This window comes from Martinezella tropici (assembly GCF_003287875.1).
Lineage (GTDB): Bacteria > Pseudomonadota > Alphaproteobacteria > Rhizobiales > Rhizobiaceae > Rhizobium > Rhizobium tropici_C.
Genome location: NZ_QMKK01000026.1, coordinates 29,779 through 48,631, shown reverse-complemented (window position 1 = coordinate 48,631; position 18,853 = coordinate 29,779). Strand labels below are relative to the sequence as shown.

The following is an 18,853-nucleotide window of genomic DNA, read 5'->3' as shown; positions in this document are numbered from 1 at the left end:
CTAGCACTACTTTGGCAGAATTGAATTTGGGGTCATTAGGAACCTGATACGGCAGTGAGGACATCGTTGTGGTGGATGGTGGTTTGAGAGCGCGGCTATGACAGCGCGTCGGATGGCCGGCAGTGTCGGCTTAGGCGGGCCGTGCCTCTTCCTTTTTTTCCCGCTTTGCCTTGTTGAGGCGTTGATGTTGAAGAAAGGCATAGGCAATCATCGTCATCAACGCGTGTCGGTGGAGGCCCTGCCATGATCGACCTTCAAAGTGATCGAGGCCGAGCTCTTCCTTCATCTGCTGATGGGCCTGCTCGCAGACCCATCGCGCCTTGATGGCCGCCGTGAGCGCTTTCAAGGTCGCCTCGGCCGGCAGATTGGAGAGGTAGTATTTGCGCTCGTCGTTTGAACGCCATTCACCAACGAGCCACGCCACTTCGCCCGGCATGTGCTGCTGTCCCTTGTCGAGGATGCGTTGCGGGTTGCCATCAGCAATCCGAATGCGTAGGGCAGCGAAGCGTGCTGTCAGTCGACCTTTCGTGCCGTGACGCCAACTGACCTTCTTCCAGGTGTTTCCTTCCAAGATCGTTTCGGCTGCGGTCGACAGCGTATCGGGGATCGAATGCTTGCGTGGCCGTCCATGGCCGGCGACAGGAAAGACCAATGCGACATCATGAGGATAAACCTTCTGATGCTTGGGAATACCGACAGCCCAGGTGAGATTGCGTGCACTGAGCCCCTGGCGAAACGCAGCCGACAGACCATAGCCGGCATCCGCAAGCACGGTGCCAAACCGCACGCCTGCGGCCATCAGCCGATCGATCTCGCCGAGCGCGATCTCCGGTTTGGTGCGGGATCGGCGCATCTCCTCGGGAACACCAGCCTTCGCCATCCGATCCTGATCACTCGTCCAACTGTCGGGCAAGAACAATCGTAAGCCCACTGGGACGGGAACCTCGTCGCGGGCCAGCGTCAACGACACCAGCGTCTGGCAATTGGCGCGCTTGCCGAGCATCGACGCGTACTGCGGCGCCACCCCAACAGAATGGTCGCCTTTCTTCGGTAGACCTGTGTCGTCGATCACCAGAAAAGCATCTGAAGCCCCGACAATCCTGTCGGCCTGCACCGCCAGTTCCGCCTCAAGAGGACCGGCATCCCAAATCCCATCCGAGATGAAATGATGCAGGCGGTCGTAGCGATCAGGTGCCAGACGTTCCGCCATCGGCTCGATACTCTTGCGATCACCAGGTCCGATGAGGCCCGAAATATAGACCGGGCACATCTGCCGCCGCTTCTTGTGACCAAGCTTCTCGACGAACGGCTTCAGCCAATCCGCCAGCGCAACATCCAGTTCCGACATCTCGCGCACCCCTGTGAAAGTGCCCAAGATGGCCCATCATCGTAAATGACCGGTTAATCTGCCAAAGTAGTGCTAGGAGTGAGAAATACTGCCGCCCATCCCTCATCCGTAGAAGTGGCTCGTAGCAAGACAATCTCAGTTATAGAAGATCTCGTGATAAATGTGGTTAAGAAGTTCTGATAGCTTTTCTTTACCTTCTTCTCGCTCCTGAAAACCTGCTAGCGCAACACCAGCGGAGCCTTTCTGGCTTCCGTGACTGATAAGGCAAACATAGGCATAGATGAAGACGCTGCTAGGTAAGCCGCCATCACGCCACCCCACCCCAATTCCGCTGCAATCCCCCGTATAACCCCTGCTCCCATCACATCCTCTTTGGCCCGGGAGAAAAGCCTCAATGTCGAAACTACGCGTCGCCGTTCTGTTTGGCGGTCAGTCCACCGAGCATGAGGTTTCCGTCATGTCGGCCCGCAATGTCGTCAAGGCGATCGATGGCGCCAGATATGAGATCGTGCCGATCCTGATCGATCGTGCCGGGCGCTGGCTGCTGGTGGAGGAAAAGGGCGGCGCGCTGCCGGAGCCGATTACCTATGAAGGCCGGCAAGTCTGCCTCGTTCCGGGCGGCAAGGGGCGGCTGATGGCGATCGAAGGGTCTGGCGCGCGCGAGCTGCCTGCGGTCGACGTGCTGTTTCCGGTGCTGCATGGGCTGAACGGCGAGGATGGCTCCATTCAGGGCCTTGCCCAGATCGTCGGCCTGCCCCTCGTCGGTTGCGGCATTCTGGGCTCGGCCAACGCGATCGACAAGGATATGGCAAAGCGCCTGCTGCGCGAGGCCGGCCTGCCGGTGGCGCGCTCGGTCACACTGACGCGCGGCGACAAGCCAGATTTCAATGAGATCGTGAGCACGCTCGGCTCGCCCGTCTTCGTCAAACCGACGCGCCAGGGCTCGTCGGTCGGCGTCAGCAAGGTGCAGGATGCCGCATCCTTCGAGAGCGCACTGGCCGAGGCCTTCCGGCATGACCGCAAGGTGCTGGTGGAAGAATTCGTGCGCGCCCGCGAGATCGAATGCGCCGTGCTGGAACAGCCTGACGGTTCGCTCTTCGTCTCCGTGCCGGGCGAGATCGCCACGGCCGCGACCCACGGCTTCTATTCCTACGAGGCGAAATATCTCGATCAGAACGGCGCCGTCGTCACCGTGCCGGCGGATATTCCGGCTGATACGGCAGAGGTGCTGAAGCGCATGGCAGCGGATGGCTTTCGCGCGCTCGGATGCGAAGGGCTGGCGCGGGTCGATTTCTTTCTACGGCCGGATGGCAGCGTCGCCATCAACGAGATCAATACCATGCCCGGCTTCACCAATATCAGCATGTATCCCAAGGCCATGGGCGCGTCGGGCATTCCCTATCCGGAACTGATCAGCCGCCTGATCGAGCACGGGCTGGCGCGGGCGCGGCAAGGCTGATCCATAGCGACGGCAGGCTCCGATGCCGCCCGCCGTCAGACCTTTTCTTTTTTCCTGGTCTTCACCTTCGGCTCGGCGGGCGCATCCGGCGTCGGCGCGAGCAGCTTTCTGAGCGAAGCGATCTTGTCCTTCACCAGCGGGCGGAAGCGGCTGGCGCGATAGGGCATGTCGGCGGCGCCATAGCCTTCCGGGCCGTCATCATTGCCGCGATGGATCTCCTCCAGCTTCACGCCGATGAAGGTGCCGTCGACATAATGCGTGTACTCGCCGACCCAGCGGATGGTGTAGATCGTTCCCTTGCGGATCAGCTGATCGATGCTGACATGCTTGAACGTATCGTCGATGCAGACGACCTTCTGGCCCACATGGAAATCGTAACTCACCCTGCCCTCCTTGACGCGACTGAAGCGATCCGCCGCGTGGTTGAGATACAAGCATAGCCGCATATGCACAGTCGAGTAAACGCGGGCCGGCGTCGCAGCCGCGATCAATGAAACGGCGGGGCAATTGCATATGGGGTGAGATCGTTGTCGCGCACCCTCCTTCTCCCCTCGGGGAGAAGGTCCCGACAGGGGGATGAGGGGGATTTGCCGGAAGCACGAAATTCTCGGATTCGGTTCAATCGCCCCCTCATCCGACCCTTCGGGCCACCTTCTCCCCGAGGGGAGAAGGTACATGCGGCACCTGCCTGCTCCATATGCCATAGCCCGACATGAAACGGTGACAAAGCAACCCGTTGACATCCCTAATGGAAGGCTGAAGATTGCGCTTCGTCCGAGCCGCCGCAAGGTCTCCCGTCCACTCCGATATCCGCTACCCGCAAGGCCGCTGAAGGCTCCTAAAGTTCATGCCCACTCTCCGCCTCATTGCTGATGACCTCACGGGCGCGCTTGATACCGCCGTCGAATTCGTCGGTGTCTACGGGCCGATCGCGGTCGAGCGCAGCGATGCGCTTTCCGAGAACCTGCCGGATTGCCTCGCGATCGATAGCCGCACCCGCGAGAAGACGGCCGCCGAGGCGGAAGCAATCGTCGGCGGCATTGCGCCGTTGCTGCGGGGGGCCGATCTCGCCTTCAAGAAGGTGGACAGCCTGTTTCGCGGCCCCTGGGCGGCGGAATTGGCTGCCTGCTTCCGGCTCGGCTATTGGCGGCACTGCATTCTGGCGCCAGCCTTCCCGCATCACGGGCGGCACACGAAGGGCGGACGGCAGGTGCTTTATGCCGGCAAGGACGCCTGGCGCGATGTCAGCGGCGATCTCGTGACCCATTTGCGCGCCGAGGGATTGCCGGCCTTCCATACGACGCTCGATAACCTCGAAGGCAAGCACATTCCGGATGGCATCCATGTTTTCGATGCGCATACGGATGACGATCTCGATGCCATCATCGCATGTGTGTCCTCGCGGCTGGAGGGGCCGGTTCTCTGGAGCGGCACCGGCGGGCTCGCCCGTGCTCTGGCGCGCAATATCGAGCTGGCAACGCAGCTTCCGCCCCACGCCGAAAGAGACGCAGGCGAACGCCATCCGGCCCCCTCCGTTCCCATATCGCGCCGGCTGCAAAGGCCGGTGCTCGGCCTGTTCGGCTCGGACCAGCCGATCACGCTCGCGCAACTCCAGGCCTGCGGTCCCAACTGGCTGAAGCTTGGCGAAGGTGCTGATGCCAAAACCGTCGATCATCAAATCCGGCAAAGCGGCGTCGCCATGGTCAGCCTCGACCTGCCGACAGGGCTTGAACGCGACGATGCCGCAAGGTGCATCGCGGCGAGCTTCGGCCGCATGGCCAGGGCATTGCCCGCCCCGGGCACATTGATCGTCGCCGGCGGCGAGACCCTGCGAAACCTGTGCTCGGCGCTCGACGTGTCAGCGCTCAGCATCACCGGCCAGGCAGCGCCGGGCCTGCCGCGCTCCACGATCGTCGGCGGCCCCTGGCAGGGCACCACTGTCATCTCGAAATCAGGTGCATTCGGCGGCCCCACCCTGTGGCGCGATCTCTTAAGTGAAAACGGGCTGATTGCCGGAGGAGAAGAACCATGACGCGGCACTTAGCAATCACCATGGGCGATCCCGCCGGCATCGGCCCGGAAATCATCGTCAAGGCTGCAGCACGACTCAAAGATAGGCTCGATGAAGGTAAGCTGAAGCTGACCATTATCGGCAGTGGCCCTGCCCTGCGGCTTGCCGAGCAACAGCTTGGCCTCGATATCGAAATTCCGGACGTGCAGATGGAGGCCGATTGGCCGAACCTCTGCTTCATCCAGGCCGATGCCGAGGGAGAGCCGATCCTGCCGGGCCGGCTTTCTGCCGATGGTGGCCGCATGGCGTTCAAGGCGATCGAAAAGGGCGTTCAGCTAGCGCTGTCAGGCAAGGTCGGCGGCATCGTCACCGCGCCGCTCAACAAGGAAGCGCTGAACAAGGCTGGCTTCCATTATGCCGGTCATACCGAGCTTTTGGCCGAGCTCACCGGCGCGCGCGGCTCCGTGATGATGCTCGCCCATGGCAATATGCGCGTCAGCCACGTCACCACCCATGTCGCACTCGAGGATGTGCCGAAGCGCCTGACGCCCGAGCGGCTGCGCCTCGTGATCGACCTCACCCACAAGGCGCTCAGGAATCTCGGCATAACCAGCCCGAAGATCGCGGTGGCGGCGCTCAATCCGCATGCCGGCGAAGGCGGCCTCTTCGGCTGGCAGGATATCGATATCTCCGCGCCCACCATCGCCAGGGCGGTGTCCGACGGGCTCGATATCGTCGGTCCCGTTCCCGGCGACACCGTCTTCGTCAAGCTGCGCGCCGGCCAGTATGACGCCGTCATCGCCATGTATCACGATCAGGGCCATATCCCGGTCAAGCTGCTCGGCTTCGAGATCGATCCCGCGACGGGCAAATGGATGGATCTTTCCGGCGTCAACATCACCCTTGGCCTGCCGATCGTGCGCACCTCGGTCGACCACGGCACCGCCTTCGACATCGCCGGCAAGGGCATCGCCAATGAGCGCAGCCTGATCGAGGCGATCGAATTCGCGGAGAGGCTGGCGACGAGCGATTGAGCTTGGTGTCGCATCGGCCAAATGCCTTTCTCGCCTATCGCACCGCTAATGCCCCCCTCTGTCCCTCTCGGGACATCTCCCCCACATGGGGGGAGATCGTTGGGCGTATGTCGCTCCGTTTCAGCTAAAACAACAGGAACACAGGAATCAGCAAGTTTAATGCTTGCTTGAGGCAGGAAGGTGCAGCGAGTGACCAATCTCCCCCCTTGTGGCAGGGCTATCGCATATGGAGGCGGACGAGCACCGTAAGCTCCTTCTCCCCTTGGGGAGAAGGTGGCCCGAAGGGTCGGATGAGGGGGTTATCTATTTGAATTCATGGATTTTAGTGGCCTTGGCGGGCACCCCCTCATCCGCCTGGCGGCACCTTTCCCCGCTGGGGAGAAGGGGGACAGCGGCGCCCTCCGCGAGTTCCCAATCGATATCTAAAAGACAATTTTACCCGCCCGCATCGCGTTGAAAGGCATTTTTCAAAGCTCGGTGTCGGCATCCTGTTTCCTCAGACGTCCTCCGGCAGCTTAGCTAGAGAAGTCCAACGAGAGAGGAACACCCAATGTCCAAGATTGCCCCATGCCTGTGGTTTGCGCGGGAAGCCGAGGAGGCTGCGAATTTCTATGTCTCGCTCTTCCCCGATTCCCGGATCGATCATGTGCAGAAGAATATTGTCGACATGCCCTCCGGCAAGCCCGATGAGGTTCTGGTCGTCACCTTCACGCTCGCCGGCCAGCGCTTCATGGCACTGAACGGCGGCGACCGCATCGAATATAATCATGCGATCTCGCTGGAGGTGGATTGCGCCGACCAGGCTGAGGTCGACCGCCTTTGGGACGGCCTTGTCGATGGCGGCGCGCCGGTGGAATGCGGTTGGGTGACGGATCGCTATGGCGTCTACTGGCAGGTCGTGCCGGCGGTTCTCCGCAAGTATATCGCCGATCCGGATCCGGCAAAGGCCGCTCGCGTCATGCGAGCCTGGATGGGCATGGTCAAACTCGACATTGCCGGACTCGAGGCCGCCTATCGCGGTTGAGCGATCGTTCTGGAGATCGCGTCATGGGCGAGGTTTCCGACGGCGATCTGAAATTCCCTGCAATTTCAGCGGTTCAGACCAATGCCTGCGCTCGTAAGACTTGCGGCAGGTCCATGCTTGGAATACCGTCCTATAAGGACTCGCCGAAAGCGGGTTTCTCGACACTATTTCAGGCAATTGGACTGCCGCGGCCGTTCAGGCACGACCCGGCAGGGAACGGTCGATTTCATGCAGCAGCAACGGAACCGCATCGATCTCACGGGACGGGATTATACCGCGATCTATGCGCTGAGCGACATCCATGGCTGCCACGACGAGATGGCGGAGGCTGAAAGGCGTATCATTGCCGACGCCCGCACCCTTCCCGGCCGAAAGCTCCTGCTGTTTCTCGGCGATTATGTCGATCGCGGCCCGCGCTCCAGTGACGTGCTGGCCCATCTCAGCGCGCCGCCGCCGGCAGGCTTCGACCGCTATGCGCTTTGCGGCAATCACGACGATGTCTTCCTGCGCTTTCTCGATGATCCCGATACCAACGTCCATTGGCTCGAATTCGGCGCGCTGCCGACGCTCGCCTCCTATGGCATCGATGCCCGGCATGTTCTTTTCGACCTTGGCTATAGCGTCCAGCAATTGCGCGACATGACGCTCAGCGCCATGCCGCCGGCGCATGTCGATCTGCTGCGTTCATTGGCGGTAGCCGTCACGTTCGGCTCGACGCTCTTCGTCCATGCCGGCATCAAGCCCGGCATTCCCTTAAGCTATCAGACGGATGAAGACCTGATGTGGATCCGCGAACCCTTCCTGTCGGAAGGACCGCAATTGCCGCTGCTGGTGGTCCACGGTCACACACCGCATTCGCGCCCCACGTTCGGCTCGGGCCGCATCGGCATCGACACGGCAGTCTCCATGGGCGGAAGCCTGACGATCCTGAAGATCGCCGAAGGTAAACACACGATCCTGCTATCGATCTGAACGGCTCAAACAAATATCCCGGCTCGAAAGCCGGGATATTTGTTTCTTTCAGATCTTTTACTCCGCGGCCACGGCCGGCGGCAGCTGGATCGTATTCTGCTCCTCCTCGTCGGCCCGCTCCTTGGCCGGCGGCTCGACCGACTTGCTCTTGGGCTCGCGACCGAAGAACAGGGCATAGCCGGCAGGCAGGACAAAGATCGTCAGCACGGTCGCGACCAGAATGCCGCCCATCATGGCGTAGGCGAGCGGTCCCCAGAAGACGCCGCGCGAAATCGGGATCAGCGCCAGCACGGCCGTCAGCGCCGTCAGCATGATCGGCCGGAAACGACGCACGGCCGAGCCGATGATCGCCTCCTTCCGGTTCATGCCCGCCGCGATATCCTGGTCGATCTGGTCGACGAGGATGATCGAGTTGCGGATGATGATACCGAGCAGCGCGATGACGCCGAGGATCGCGACGAAGCCGAAGGGCGCGCCGCTGATCAGGAGGGCACCGGCCGCACCGATGATGCCGAGCGGGCCGGTGGCGAGCACCAGCATCGCCTTGCCGAAGTGCTGCAGCTGCGCCATCAGGAGCACGACGATGATGACGAGCATAATCGGCGCCTTGGCGGCGATCGAGGCCTGGCTTTCGGCGCTATCCTCTGCGCCGCCCTGGATCTCGATCTTGTAGCCGGCCGGCAGGCTGCTCCTCAGATCAGCCATGTCGCTGTAGAGCTTGGCCGTCACGTCGTTCGACTGCACATTGTCGGGCAGGGTCGCCCGCACGCTGATGGTCGGCAGGCGGTCACGGCGCCATTCTATGCCTTGCTCCATCACGGGCACGATCTTGGCGACCTGCGACAGCGGCACGAAGCCGCCGCTATCGGTCGGGATATAGACCGAATTCACCGAGGTCAGCAGGTGACGGCTCGCGTCCGGCTCGCGGGCGACGATCCCGACGGTTTCCTCACCTTCGCGATAATTGTCGAGCGTGACGCCGGACATCGTGGCCTGCAGCATCTGGCGGATGCGCTGCGAGGTGACGCCGAGAGCGCGGGCGCGATCCTGATCGATGACCAGCTTCATGGCCGGCACCGGCTCAAGCCAGTCGTCATGGATGGCACCGAGCAGCGGGTTCTGGGCAAAGCGCTGCTTCACCTCGTCGGCTATACGGCGAACCTCCTGCCGGTCGGGACCCATGACGCGCAGCTGCACGGGCCAGCCGGTGGGAGGACCGAGGAACAGGCGGTCGACCTTGCCCCGGACGGAGGGGAAATCCGCCGCCAGGATACCGCGCATCTTCGTGATCAGCCGCTCGCGGGCCGGCTCGTCCTTGGCCATGACCAGCATCTGGGCATAGTTCGGATTGGTGAGCTGCTGATCAAGCGGCAGGAAGAAGCGCGGCGCGCCCTGGCCGACATAGGTGGCGATGAAGCGCTTGTCCGGATCATCGGCCATGCGGGCTTCCAGCGCCTGCGCCTGCCGCTCGACTTCCTTGATGCTGGTGCCCTCGGGCAGCCACAGGTCGACGAGAATTTCCGGACGCGAGGACTGCGGGAAGAAATTCTGCGGGATGAACTGGAACGACCAAAGGCTGCCGACGAAGGCGGCGAGCGTCAGGAGCAGAACGATAACGCGGTGGCGCACGGCCCAGGTGACCGACGACCGCAGGCGGCGATAGAAACGCGTGTCAAACACGTCATGATGCTCGCCGGCATGGTGGCGCTGCTTGAGGATCATGTAGCCGAGCCATGGCGTGAAATAGACGGCCACGAACCAGGAGACCACGAGCGCGATGCCGACGACGTAGAACAGCGTGCGGACATATTCCCCGGCCGTCGATGCCGCAAAGCCTACCGGGATGAAGCCGGCTGTGGTGATCAGCGTGCCCGTCAGCATCGGGAAGGCGGTCGAGGAATAGGCGAAGCTCGCGGCATCGAGCTTTACGAGCCCCTCTTCCAGCTTGCGCTCCATGAGCTCGACCACGATCATGGCGTCATCAACAAGCAGGCCGAGCGCGATGATGAGCGCGCCGAGCGAAATGCGCTGCAGGTCGATGCCGAACTCGTACATGATGGCGAAGGTCGCGGCCAGCACCAGCGGAATGGCGATGGCGATCACGAGGCCGGAACGCCAGCCGATCGACAGGAACGAGACGATCAGCACGATGACGAGCGCTTCGCCGAGCGCATGCATGAATTCGCTGATCGCGTCGGTGACGACGTCTGGCTGGTTGGCGATCTGATCGACCTGAACGCCGACCGGCAGCGAGGCTTCGAAGCGCTTATAAGTTTCCTCAACGGATTTGCCGACATCGGTCACCTTGAAGCCAGGAGCCATGACGACGCCGAGCTGCACGCTCGGATGGCCGTTGAAGAGGAACTTGGCGGTATAGGGGTCCTGCAGCCCGGCGGTGACGGTGGCGATATCGCCGAGACGGGTCACCTGGCCGCCGGCGTTGAGCCGCAGGTTCTTGATATCCTCGATCTTGTTGACGTCACCCTCGACCGAGATGCGCACAGAGCGGGTGCTGGTATCGACGGTGCCGGCCGGATCGACATTATTCTGGCCGATAATGGCGTTCCTCAGGTCGTTGAGCGTCAATCCACGCTCGGCCAGGACCTTGGAGGAGACGTCGATATAGATCTGCTCCGCCTGGTCGCCGATGATGGTGGCCTTCTCGACGCCGGGCGTCGAGAGCAGCATGTCACGGGCCTGGATGGCGAATTTCTTCAGCTCCGGATAGGTGTAGCCGTCGCCGCTGATCGAATGCAGCGTGATGAAAGTATCGCCGAATTCATCGTTGAAATAGGGACCGAGCAGGCCGGACGGCAGCTCGTTGCCGATATCGCCCACCTTCTTGCGGATCTGGTAGAAGGCGTCCTTCACCTCGGCGGTGTTGGTGTCGCCCTTGATCTGGATGGTGGTGATGGCAAAGCCGGCGCGGGTGTAGGATTTGACCCAATCGAGATGCGGCGTTTCCTGCAGCTTGCGCTCGATCTTGTTGACCACCTGGTCTTCCATGTCCTGCAGCGAGGCGCCCGGCCAGACAGTCTGCACGACCATGACGCGGAAGGTGAAATCCGGGTCCTCCTTCTGGCCCATATGGGTGAGACCGAGCGCGCCGGCGATGATGATGAGCCCGAACAGAAAACGAGCGATGCTTGGATGGGCGATCGCCCAGCGCGACAGGTTGAAACGCTTCCTCTCGCCGGAGGTGCTGTTGATGGACATGATCTCGTCCCCTCGATCCGGGTCAGCGTACGATATCCGCCGAGGCGGCTTTGGTGTCTGCGGAGGCCTGCTGAGCGCCAGCGCTCGGAAGCTTGACCTTCATGTTCTCGGTCATGAACTGCGTGCCGGCGGCAATGACGACATCGCCGGCCTTCAGGCCATCGGCAACCCTTACGCCGTCATCGGCGAAATCGACAACCTTGATGGCACGGGAATGGACCGTGCCTCCGCTCCGATCGACAATCCAGACGATCTGCTGTCCGTCCTTTTGCGCAAGCGCGCTCAGCGGAATGGACACATAGGGCTGCGTATTGCCGGCGAGCGCTTCGATGGTCGCGGTCATGCCGAGCAGCACGCGCGGATCGTTCGGCAGGCTCACGCGCACCGCGAAGGTGCGCGACTGGTCGGCGCTGCCCGATACTTCGCGCACCTTTCCATCCAGGACGAGAGCCGAGTCGGACCAGAAGCGTGCCTTGACGTCCTTGCCGACCTTGAATTGCGCGATATCCATTTCCGGCACGGCAACCTGCACTTCCTTCTCGCCATCGACAGCAACGGTGATGACGGGCGTGCCGGAACTGACCACCTGGCCAACATCGGCATTGATCGCAGTCACGATACCGCTCATGTCCGAGGTCAGGTCGGCATAGGCGACCTGGTTCTTCGCCTCGGTCAATGCCGAAGCCGCGGAATCCCGGGTCGAGACGGCCTGCTCATAGGAAAGCTCCGCCTGTTCGAGCTGCGACTTGGAGGTGACATTCTTGTCGAAGAGCGTCCGTGCACGCGTGCGGGCGAGCTCGGTCGTCTGCACCTGTTTTTCCGCCGCATCCAGATCGGCCTGCGAGCGGCGCACCGCAAGAATATAGTCGGTGGCGTCCATGCGGGCGATCACATCGCCGGGTTTTACCCTCTGGCCGATATCCACCTTGCGTTCGACGATCTTGCCATTGACGCGAAAGCCGAGATTCATGTCCGTCCGCGCGCGAACGACGCCGGAATAATCGAGTTTGCGCGTTGTATCAGCCTGAGCGATCTCGACGACCTTCACCGGCCGGATCACCTCCGCCGTCTCCTCTTTCTTCTCATTGCAGCCCGCAAGCCCAAGCCCGAAAGCGGCAAAAAGAGCCGCGCCGGCAATGGTCCGTAAAGTGTTGGTCGTCAGCGAAACCATGTCGCTCTCCTAAAGTCGAACAAAGAGTAAGAGCACGCCGGGCACCCGGATGCGCATTGTTATTTCTTCAAAGCCCTGATGACGAACGCGATGATATCCTCGGGATCCGCCTGGTAGGATTTGGCAAGGCACTGTGCCACCATCTGCGGATGACAGAGATCGACGGTCGTCGCAGCGAAGCATTTGGCGGCAAGATGCGGATCCTGTTCGGCGAATTCGCCGGCAGCGATGCCCTCGGCGATGATCTCGGCGACCAGCGCCTGCGTACGCTCGATATGCTTTTCGATGACATGCCAGTCGCGCTCGATGGCGACGATGACCATCTCGTGAACCTTCTGCTCATCCAGCATGGTCTCCAGTATCATCTTGTACTGGGATAGCGCGTAAGCCCGCAGCCGCTCGGTCGCGCTGATCGGCTGATTGCGGATACCAAGGGCCATCTGGTAGCTCTGGCCGAGCATCCGCCCACAGATAGCCTGATGGATTTCCGTCTTGGAACCGAAGAAACGATAGATATTCGCCGTTGACATGCCGAGATCGCGCGCAATGTCGGCCACGTTCGTCTTGCTGTAGCCATAGTGGCGAAACAGCTTTTCTGCGGCATCGAGAATGCGGGTGATGTTTTCCTGGCGGGCAGAATCGGCGCTGACGTCGGAAAGGTCGAGCATGAGCAAGCCTGATGGTTTACGAGTGACGATTTTCAATTTTCGTCACTCGTAAACCATCAGAGCGCCGATGTCAAGAAAACCGCCTGCAACCCACAGGCGGTTTTCGGATGCTATTCAATAAACCGAGAATGTGCCGAACAACTTGAAACAAGAGTTAAATCATCGACAACGTTCCTCGCGGAACGCAGCGAAAGTGTCCGGCATTTTATCGCAGCGGCGAAAGTCGCCTGCTCAGGCGCCGATAAGCGTCGGATGAAAGCGGCGAAGGCTGAAAAAGCCGACGAACACGATCACCACCAGCAGCACCACCTGCGCGGCTAATATCGGCGGCTCGTTGCCATTCGGCGCCAGCGCGTTGAGCACCGGTATCTTCTGGAACGACTGAACGATCAGCACGAGACAGTTGAAGAAGAGCAGCACCAGAGCGCCGATCACGAAGACGGGACGCCAGATACCTGCAAGATGAAACCTGTAGCGCGCCAGCGCCGTCGGAATGAAGATGAGAAGACAGACAGTCCCGACGATGATCGCCGGCGTGACGCCGTGAAATGGAAATAGAAAACCCGTCAGACTGGTGAGAACGGTGGTCAGCATATAGACGAGCGTCGACCGATTGTGACGGTTGCCCACGAGAAATCCATAGGCCACGACAATGCCGCTCATGATGGCAATCAAGCTTATGACAACATGAATCAAGAGAATTCCAGACATTCGCCTCTCTCCGTGAGCACCGCATTTCAATGGAAATGACAGCCCAATGCCCGGATGCGGAATATATACGAAACGCGCCGCGCCAGCTAGCGCGACGCATAAACCTGAAATTGCGGCCTAGGCGGCGTGAACTTCCAGGGAAATCGGAACGGAGGCAAGCGCCTTGGAAACCGGGCAACCGGCTTTCGCCTTGTTGGCGAGCTCGGTGAAGGTCGCTTCGTCGGCGCCGGGAACCTTGCCCGTCAGCGTCAGATGGATCGCGGTGATGGCGAAGCCGCCTTCGACGCTTTCAAGCGTGACCTTCGCCGTCGTCTCCATGCTTTCGGCAGTGAAGCCGGCTTCATTGAGGATCAGCGACAAGGCCATGGTGAAGCAGCCGGCATGCGCAGCACCGATCAGCTCTTCCGGATTGGTGCCGGGAACGCCTTCGAAACGGCTGGCAAAGCCGTAGGGATAATGATTGAGCGCACCGCTTTGCGTCGAGATTTGACCCTTGCCGTCCTTCAAACCGCCTGACCATTGAGCCGAACCTGTACGATTGATCTGCATGTCGTCCTCCTTGTCGTTGAATGAAATTAGGGAGCGGAAGCCGCCTCCCCGTGATGATCGACGGCAAGCGGCTTGGCCACCTGCACCGCCACCATAACCCTTCTATCCGCTGAAGACGACGCCGCGGTAACAAAAGCGGCGTCGATCCCAAAAGGCAATACGAGTTTTCCAAATCATCATACAAGAATATTGCCAATGTATGATGATTATCGTATCATGATATCGACACGGCCGCGAAAGCTGGCCGGGCATCGCCTGCATGCAAGATCCGCCTGCCCTTGGCCGGGGAGATATTGGGAAAGCGTGCGAAACGGTGTGGGGGAGATAGGGTGGAATCGCTGGAAAGACAGGGCCTGGCAAAACAAGGACATGGCTCCTCGACGCAGACGGCGCGCCGCCCGCGTGTGCGCAAAAACGTGACCGCCGCGATCGCCGAAGACATCTGCGCCGAACGTTATCCCTCCGGTTCGACTCTGCCGCGCGAAAACGACCTTTGCGAAATATACGGTGTCAGCCGCACGGTTATCCGCGAATCCCTCAAAGTGCTGGAATCCAAGGGCCTCGTGCGCGGCAAACCGCGCATCGGCACCACGGTCTGCAACAAGGATGACTGGAACATTCTCGACCAGGATGTGCTGGAATGGATGGGTCCCTACATCGCCGATTTCGATATTCTCGGCTCGATCCTCGAAGCGCGGCGCACGATCGAACCGGCTGCCGCCGAATACGCAGCGGAAAGGGCGACAGCTCGCGAGATTGCCGATCTGGAAAACGCCTGGGAGCGCATGCGCGACAGCGGCGATGATCCGGAAGGCTTTACGGAGGCCGACGTGACCTTTCACAACGTACTTCTGAGTGCCAGCCACAATCAGGTCTTCCGGCGCCTGTCCAGCGCCATGCATGCCGGCCTCAAATATGCGCTCCATGCCTCCAACGTCGCCGCCCATAGCCGCGACGAGGCGATTGCGGTTCACGGCGAACTGGTAGAGGCGCTGCGCCTGCGCGACCGCGCCGCCGCGCGCGACTGCGCTCACCGCATGCTCGATCTTGCCGCCCGCGATCTCGCCGTCGAACGACGGCTGGACGAAGGCCGGAAAACAAATCCCGAAACCCCGAGATCCGCGGCATCGCGCCGCTGACGCAACCCGAAGTCCAAACGGAATCATTCCCATGAAAATCACCAAGCTGACGACCTATATCGTTCCCCCGCGCTGGCTATTCCTGAAGATCGAGACCGACGAAGGCATCGTCGGCTGGGGCGAGCCCGTGGTCGAAGGTCGCGCGCTCACCGTCCAGGCGGCCGTGCACGAGCTGGAAGACTATCTGATCGGCAAGGATCCGTTCCTGATCGAGGATCACTGGAACGTCATGTACCGCGCCGGCTTCTATCGCGGCGGCGCCGTCCACATGTCGGCGCTGGCCGGCATCGATCAGGCGCTGTGGGACATCAAGGGCAAAGCGCTCGGCCAGCCGATCCATTCGCTGCTCGGCGGCCAGGTGCGCGACAAGATCAAGGTCTATTCCTGGATCGGCGGCGACCGTCCCTCCGACGTCGCCAACAATGCCAAGGATGTGGTTGCCCGCGGCTTCAAGGCGATCAAGCTCAACGGCTGCGAGGAAATGCAGATCGTCGATACCTATGACAAGGTGGAAAAGGCCGTCGAAACCATCGCCACCATCCGCGAGGCGATCGGCCCCTATATCGGCATCGGCGTCGATTTCCACGGCCGCGTCCATCGTCCGATGGCCAAGGTGCTCGCCAAGGAGCTGGAACCCTACAAGCTGCTCTTCATCGAGGAGCCGGTGCTTTCGGAAAACCGCGAGGCACTGAAGGAAATCGCCAACCATTGCTCGACGCCGATCGCGCTCGGCGAACGCCTTTATTCGCGCTGGGATTTCAAGTCGGTGCTGTCGGACGGCTATGTCGACATTCTCCAGCCCGACCTCAGCCATGCCGGTGGCATCACCGAATGCCGCAAGATCGCCGCCATGGCCGAGGCCTATGACGTGGCGCTCGCCCCGCACTGCCCGCTTGGCCCGATCGCGCTTGCCGCCTGCCTGCAGGTCGATGCCGTCAGCTACAATGCCTTTATCCAGGAACAGAGCCTCGGCATTCACTACAACAAGGGCAACGACATCCTCGACTACATCTCCAACAAGGAGGTGTTTCACTATGCCGACGGCTTTGTCACCATTCCGCAGGGTCCCGGCCTCGGCATCGAAGTCGACGAAGCCTATGTCATCGAACGCGCCAAGGAAGGCCATCGCTGGCGCAACCCCGTCTGGCGTCATGAGGACGGCAGCGTCGCCGAATGGTAATACCACGCCCGTCACCTGACGGACGAGAAACCGCATATCTCCAATGATGAAAGGCCCGATGGCAGCAGATCTGCGCTATCGGGCCTTTTCTTTGGACGGTGCTCTCCTGGTCCGGCGCCTTCCCCTTGCCGCCCCGCGGCGAAGGTGATTTTCGCGAGCGGTTCAGCCAAGTTGGCTCGCCCCCAAAAAAGGTTGCGCCTGCAGTATCGGCGCAGATACTGCAGGCGCGTCATGCGTCTCAACAAGCCCCCAGGGAGACGCATTCCCGGAGCATGATCACCGAAGGCGTGGAGTGCCCTTCAGCTCAGATCATGCTCAAGCGATTAATTCCAACTATTCCCGTTCACCCGTGAAGTTCAGCAGCAGCTGGAAGATGTTGACGAAGTTCAGGTAGAGCGACAGGGCACCGAAGACGGCGAGCTTCTGTTGCGATTCCTGATCATAGTTTTCGGCATACTGTTCCTTGATGTTCTGCGTATCCCAGGCGGTCAGGCCGACGAAGACGACGATGCCGATGATCGAGATGGCGAACTGCAGCGCGCTCGAACCCAGGAAGATATTGACGATGCTGGCGATGATGACGCCGAACAGGCCCATCATCAGGAATGAGCCGATGTTGGAGAGATCACGCTTCGTCGTATAGCCGTAGAGGCTGGTCGCGCCGAACATGGTCGCGGCGATGAAGAAGGTACGCGCGATGCTCGTGCCGGTGAAGACCAGGAAGACGGAGGCCAGCGACAGGCCCATGACCGCGCAGAACGCCCAGAACATCATCTGCGCCGTGCTGGCCGACATCGACTGGATGCGGAACGAGAAGAAAAACACGAAGGCAAGCGGCGCCAGCATGACGACCCACTTCAGCGGGCTCTGGAAGATCGGCACATAGAGCGCCGGCGTCGTGCCGACGATCAGCGCGACGATTCCCGTCACGACAAGGCCGATACCCATGTAGTTGTAGACGCGCAGCATATGCCGGCGCAGCCCCTCGTCGAAGAGCGCCTGCGAGCCGGCGGCGGCTCCGTAGCCGTATCGCGGATTGGTCGGGTTCATGGTCGTTCTCCTTTAATTCGAACTAGTAGAGGCTTCGGGCAAGCTGTTCGGCATCGCCGTCGAGCTGGCTCGCCTGGCCATTGCCGATCAGCGCATAGGCGACTTCACCGATCTGCCAATAGGCAGCCTGGACATCGTCACGCTTGACGTGACTGACGTCCTTGACGGCGAATGTGCCCGGGCGAACGGCAAACAGTGACAAATGCCCATCCTTGCCAGCATCGACCATCATTTCGACGCTTGGACCGAACTCGGACGGATAGATCTGCGCGTCGGTGACGCGCCAGCCACCCGGCAGCTCCGGCAGGACGATCGCCGTCGACGCGCGGATTTCCTCGGGATTGTAATTCGCGATCGACTGCTGCTTGATCTCTTCGCGTACCGCCGTTGTCTTGTAGGCGCGTACTGCGTCATCGACAAAAGCCGGCGGCCGTGTCGACGCGCTGACTTCGCTTGCCGTGAAGGCGCCGAAGGATGTATGCGCGACCCAGCCGGTCGTCACCAGTACGGCAATGGCCGCGACGCGCTGAAAAGAACTCAGCATGCGTCCATAGGCCAGCCCGCGCTCCAGCCGCCGGGCAGCTTCGCGCGTTTCGGCGCGGACGACATGGCCTTCTCCGGCCAACGCCATGCGCAATTCACCGCGGATACTCATATCGGCCATCACCTTGGCCGCGATCTCGGGGTGCTCGGAGAGATAGGATTCCACCTCGACACGGCGTGCGAGCGTCAGCTCGCCATCGACATAGGCGTCGAGATCGGCATCGATGATCGGATCAACGATTTTCATTGCCGCCTCCCTCGATAAGCCTGAGATGTGAAACTTTGGAGGTCGCCTCTTCGAAAGAGCGTAAGCTCGCCCTTGCCCGCGCGATGCGGGACATCAGCGTGCCGACGGGAATGCCAAGCGCTGATGCCGCCTCCTGATAGGAGAGATCCTCGATCGCCACGAGATGCAGCGCCTCGCGCTGCTCCTCAGGCAGACTGAAGAAGGCTTCGCGGACCTGGCTCAAGCGCACCGTATGATCCTGCGATGCCGGCAATACCGGCTCAAGTTCGGCCGCAGCCTCCTCGTGACGGCGGTTCTGCGATTTCGTCTGGCGCAGGCGGTCGATATGCACATTGTGCAGGATCGACAACAGCCAGGTGCGCAGATTGCCGTCGCGTCGGAAGGATGCCTTGCGCTCGTAGGCCTTGACCAGCGCGTCATGCACCAGATCCTCGGCCTCGTCCGCATTGCGCACGAGCGAGCGGGCATAACGTCTCAGCGAACCGAGCTGCCCCAAAACATCGAATGTGCGTCCTTTGCGTTCCATACACC

16 protein-coding genes and 1 pseudogene are annotated in these 18,853 nt (G+C 61.1%); 7 read left to right on the top strand and 10 right to left on the bottom strand.

Annotated features, from left to right (window positions below; translation table 11 throughout):
- Positions 1-1,348: pseudogene (locus DQ393_RS10790) on the bottom strand (IS701 family transposase); the annotation flags it as partial.
- A 394-nt stretch (positions 1,349-1,742) separates the two neighbouring features.
- Between DQ393_RS10790 and DQ393_RS10785 the strand changes: the two are divergent.
- Positions 1,743-2,807: a D-alanine--D-alanine ligase family protein gene (locus DQ393_RS10785; RefSeq protein ID WP_112341778.1), complete on the top strand. Its 1,065-nt coding sequence runs from the start codon at positions 1,743-1,745 to the stop codon at positions 2,805-2,807.
- 35 nt (positions 2,808-2,842) lie between these two features.
- Here DQ393_RS10785 and DQ393_RS10780 read toward each other — a convergent pair whose 3' ends face one another.
- A complete protein-coding gene (locus tag DQ393_RS10780; protein WP_112341783.1) occupies positions 2,843-3,190 on the bottom strand; it encodes a CAP-Gly domain protein in 348 nt (115 codons plus the stop codon).
- A gap of 464 nt (positions 3,191-3,654) precedes the next feature.
- On the opposite strand from DQ393_RS10780, the gene DQ393_RS10775 reads away from it, so the two are divergent.
- The 4 genes from DQ393_RS10775 (at position 3,655) to DQ393_RS10760 (ending at position 7,848) form a co-directional block, all read left to right on the top strand.
- Entirely contained in the window at positions 3,655-4,839 is a 1,185-nt protein-coding gene (locus DQ393_RS10775) for a four-carbon acid sugar kinase family protein (protein WP_112341777.1), read from the top strand.
- Positions 4,836-5,852: a 4-hydroxythreonine-4-phosphate dehydrogenase PdxA gene (pdxA, locus tag DQ393_RS10770; RefSeq protein ID WP_112341776.1), complete on the top strand. Its 1,017-nt coding sequence runs from the start codon at positions 4,836-4,838 to the stop codon at positions 5,850-5,852. Before DQ393_RS10775 ends, pdxA begins: the two co-directional genes overlap by 4 nt.
- Positions 5,853-6,402: 550 nt before the next feature.
- A complete protein-coding gene (locus DQ393_RS10765) occupies positions 6,403-6,876 on the top strand; it encodes a VOC family protein (protein WP_112341775.1) in 474 nt (157 codons plus the stop codon).
- Positions 6,877-7,104: 228 nt separating this feature from the next.
- A complete protein-coding gene (locus tag DQ393_RS10760) occupies positions 7,105-7,848 on the top strand; it encodes a metallophosphoesterase (RefSeq protein ID WP_112341782.1) in 744 nt (247 codons plus the stop codon).
- A gap of 57 nt (positions 7,849-7,905) precedes the next feature.
- On the opposite strand, the gene DQ393_RS10755 is transcribed toward DQ393_RS10760, so the two are convergent.
- The 5 genes from DQ393_RS10755 to DQ393_RS10735 form a co-directional block, all read right to left on the bottom strand.
- A complete protein-coding gene (locus tag DQ393_RS10755) occupies positions 7,906-11,064 on the bottom strand; it encodes an efflux RND transporter permease subunit (protein ID WP_112341774.1) in 3,159 nt (1,052 codons plus the stop codon).
- Positions 11,065-11,086: 22 nt separating this feature from the next.
- The gene (locus tag DQ393_RS10750; protein ID WP_112341773.1) at positions 11,087-12,235 is read right to left on the bottom strand and encodes an efflux RND transporter periplasmic adaptor subunit; all 1,149 of its coding nucleotides are present in this window, start codon (positions 12,233-12,235) and stop codon (positions 11,087-11,089) included.
- 59 nt (positions 12,236-12,294) lie between these two features.
- Positions 12,295-12,903 (bottom strand): TetR family transcriptional regulator, encoded by a 609-nt coding sequence (locus tag DQ393_RS10745; protein ID WP_112341772.1) that lies wholly within the window; start codon positions 12,901-12,903, stop codon positions 12,295-12,297.
- Positions 12,904-13,134: 231 nt separating this feature from the next.
- A complete protein-coding gene (locus tag DQ393_RS10740) occupies positions 13,135-13,614 on the bottom strand; it encodes a hypothetical protein (protein ID WP_112341771.1) in 480 nt (159 codons plus the stop codon).
- 117 nt (positions 13,615-13,731) lie between these two features.
- Positions 13,732-14,163: an OsmC family protein gene (locus DQ393_RS10735; protein ID WP_104824404.1), complete on the bottom strand. Its 432-nt coding sequence runs from the start codon at positions 14,161-14,163 to the stop codon at positions 13,732-13,734.
- A 329-nt stretch (positions 14,164-14,492) separates the two neighbouring features.
- On the opposite strand from DQ393_RS10735, the gene DQ393_RS10730 reads away from it, so the two are divergent.
- Positions 14,493-15,302, top strand: a complete 810-nt coding sequence (locus tag DQ393_RS10730; RefSeq protein WP_169646382.1) for a FadR/GntR family transcriptional regulator — start codon at positions 14,493-14,495, stop codon at positions 15,300-15,302.
- Positions 15,303-15,333: 31 nt separating this feature from the next.
- Positions 15,334-16,482 (top strand): galactonate dehydratase, encoded by a 1,149-nt coding sequence (gene dgoD, locus DQ393_RS10725; protein ID WP_112341770.1) that lies wholly within the window; start codon positions 15,334-15,336, stop codon positions 16,480-16,482.
- 333 nt (positions 16,483-16,815) lie between these two features.
- On the opposite strand, the gene DQ393_RS10720 is transcribed toward dgoD, so the two are convergent.
- The 3 genes from DQ393_RS10720 to DQ393_RS10710 are packed head-to-tail and all read right to left on the bottom strand — an operon-like array spanning position 16,816 to position 18,848.
- On the bottom strand, positions 16,816-17,532 hold the full coding sequence (locus tag DQ393_RS10720) for a Bax inhibitor-1/YccA family protein (protein WP_112341769.1): 717 nt from the start codon (positions 17,530-17,532) through the stop codon (positions 16,816-16,818).
- Between the two features lie 22 nt (positions 17,533-17,554).
- The gene (locus DQ393_RS10715) at positions 17,555-18,322 is read right to left on the bottom strand and encodes an anti-sigma factor family protein (RefSeq protein WP_112341768.1); all 768 of its coding nucleotides are present in this window, start codon (positions 18,320-18,322) and stop codon (positions 17,555-17,557) included.
- A complete protein-coding gene (locus DQ393_RS10710; protein ID WP_112341767.1) occupies positions 18,309-18,848 on the bottom strand; it encodes a sigma-70 family RNA polymerase sigma factor in 540 nt (179 codons plus the stop codon). Before DQ393_RS10710 ends, DQ393_RS10715 begins: the two co-directional genes overlap by 14 nt.
- Positions 18,849-18,853 lie beyond the last annotated feature (5 nt).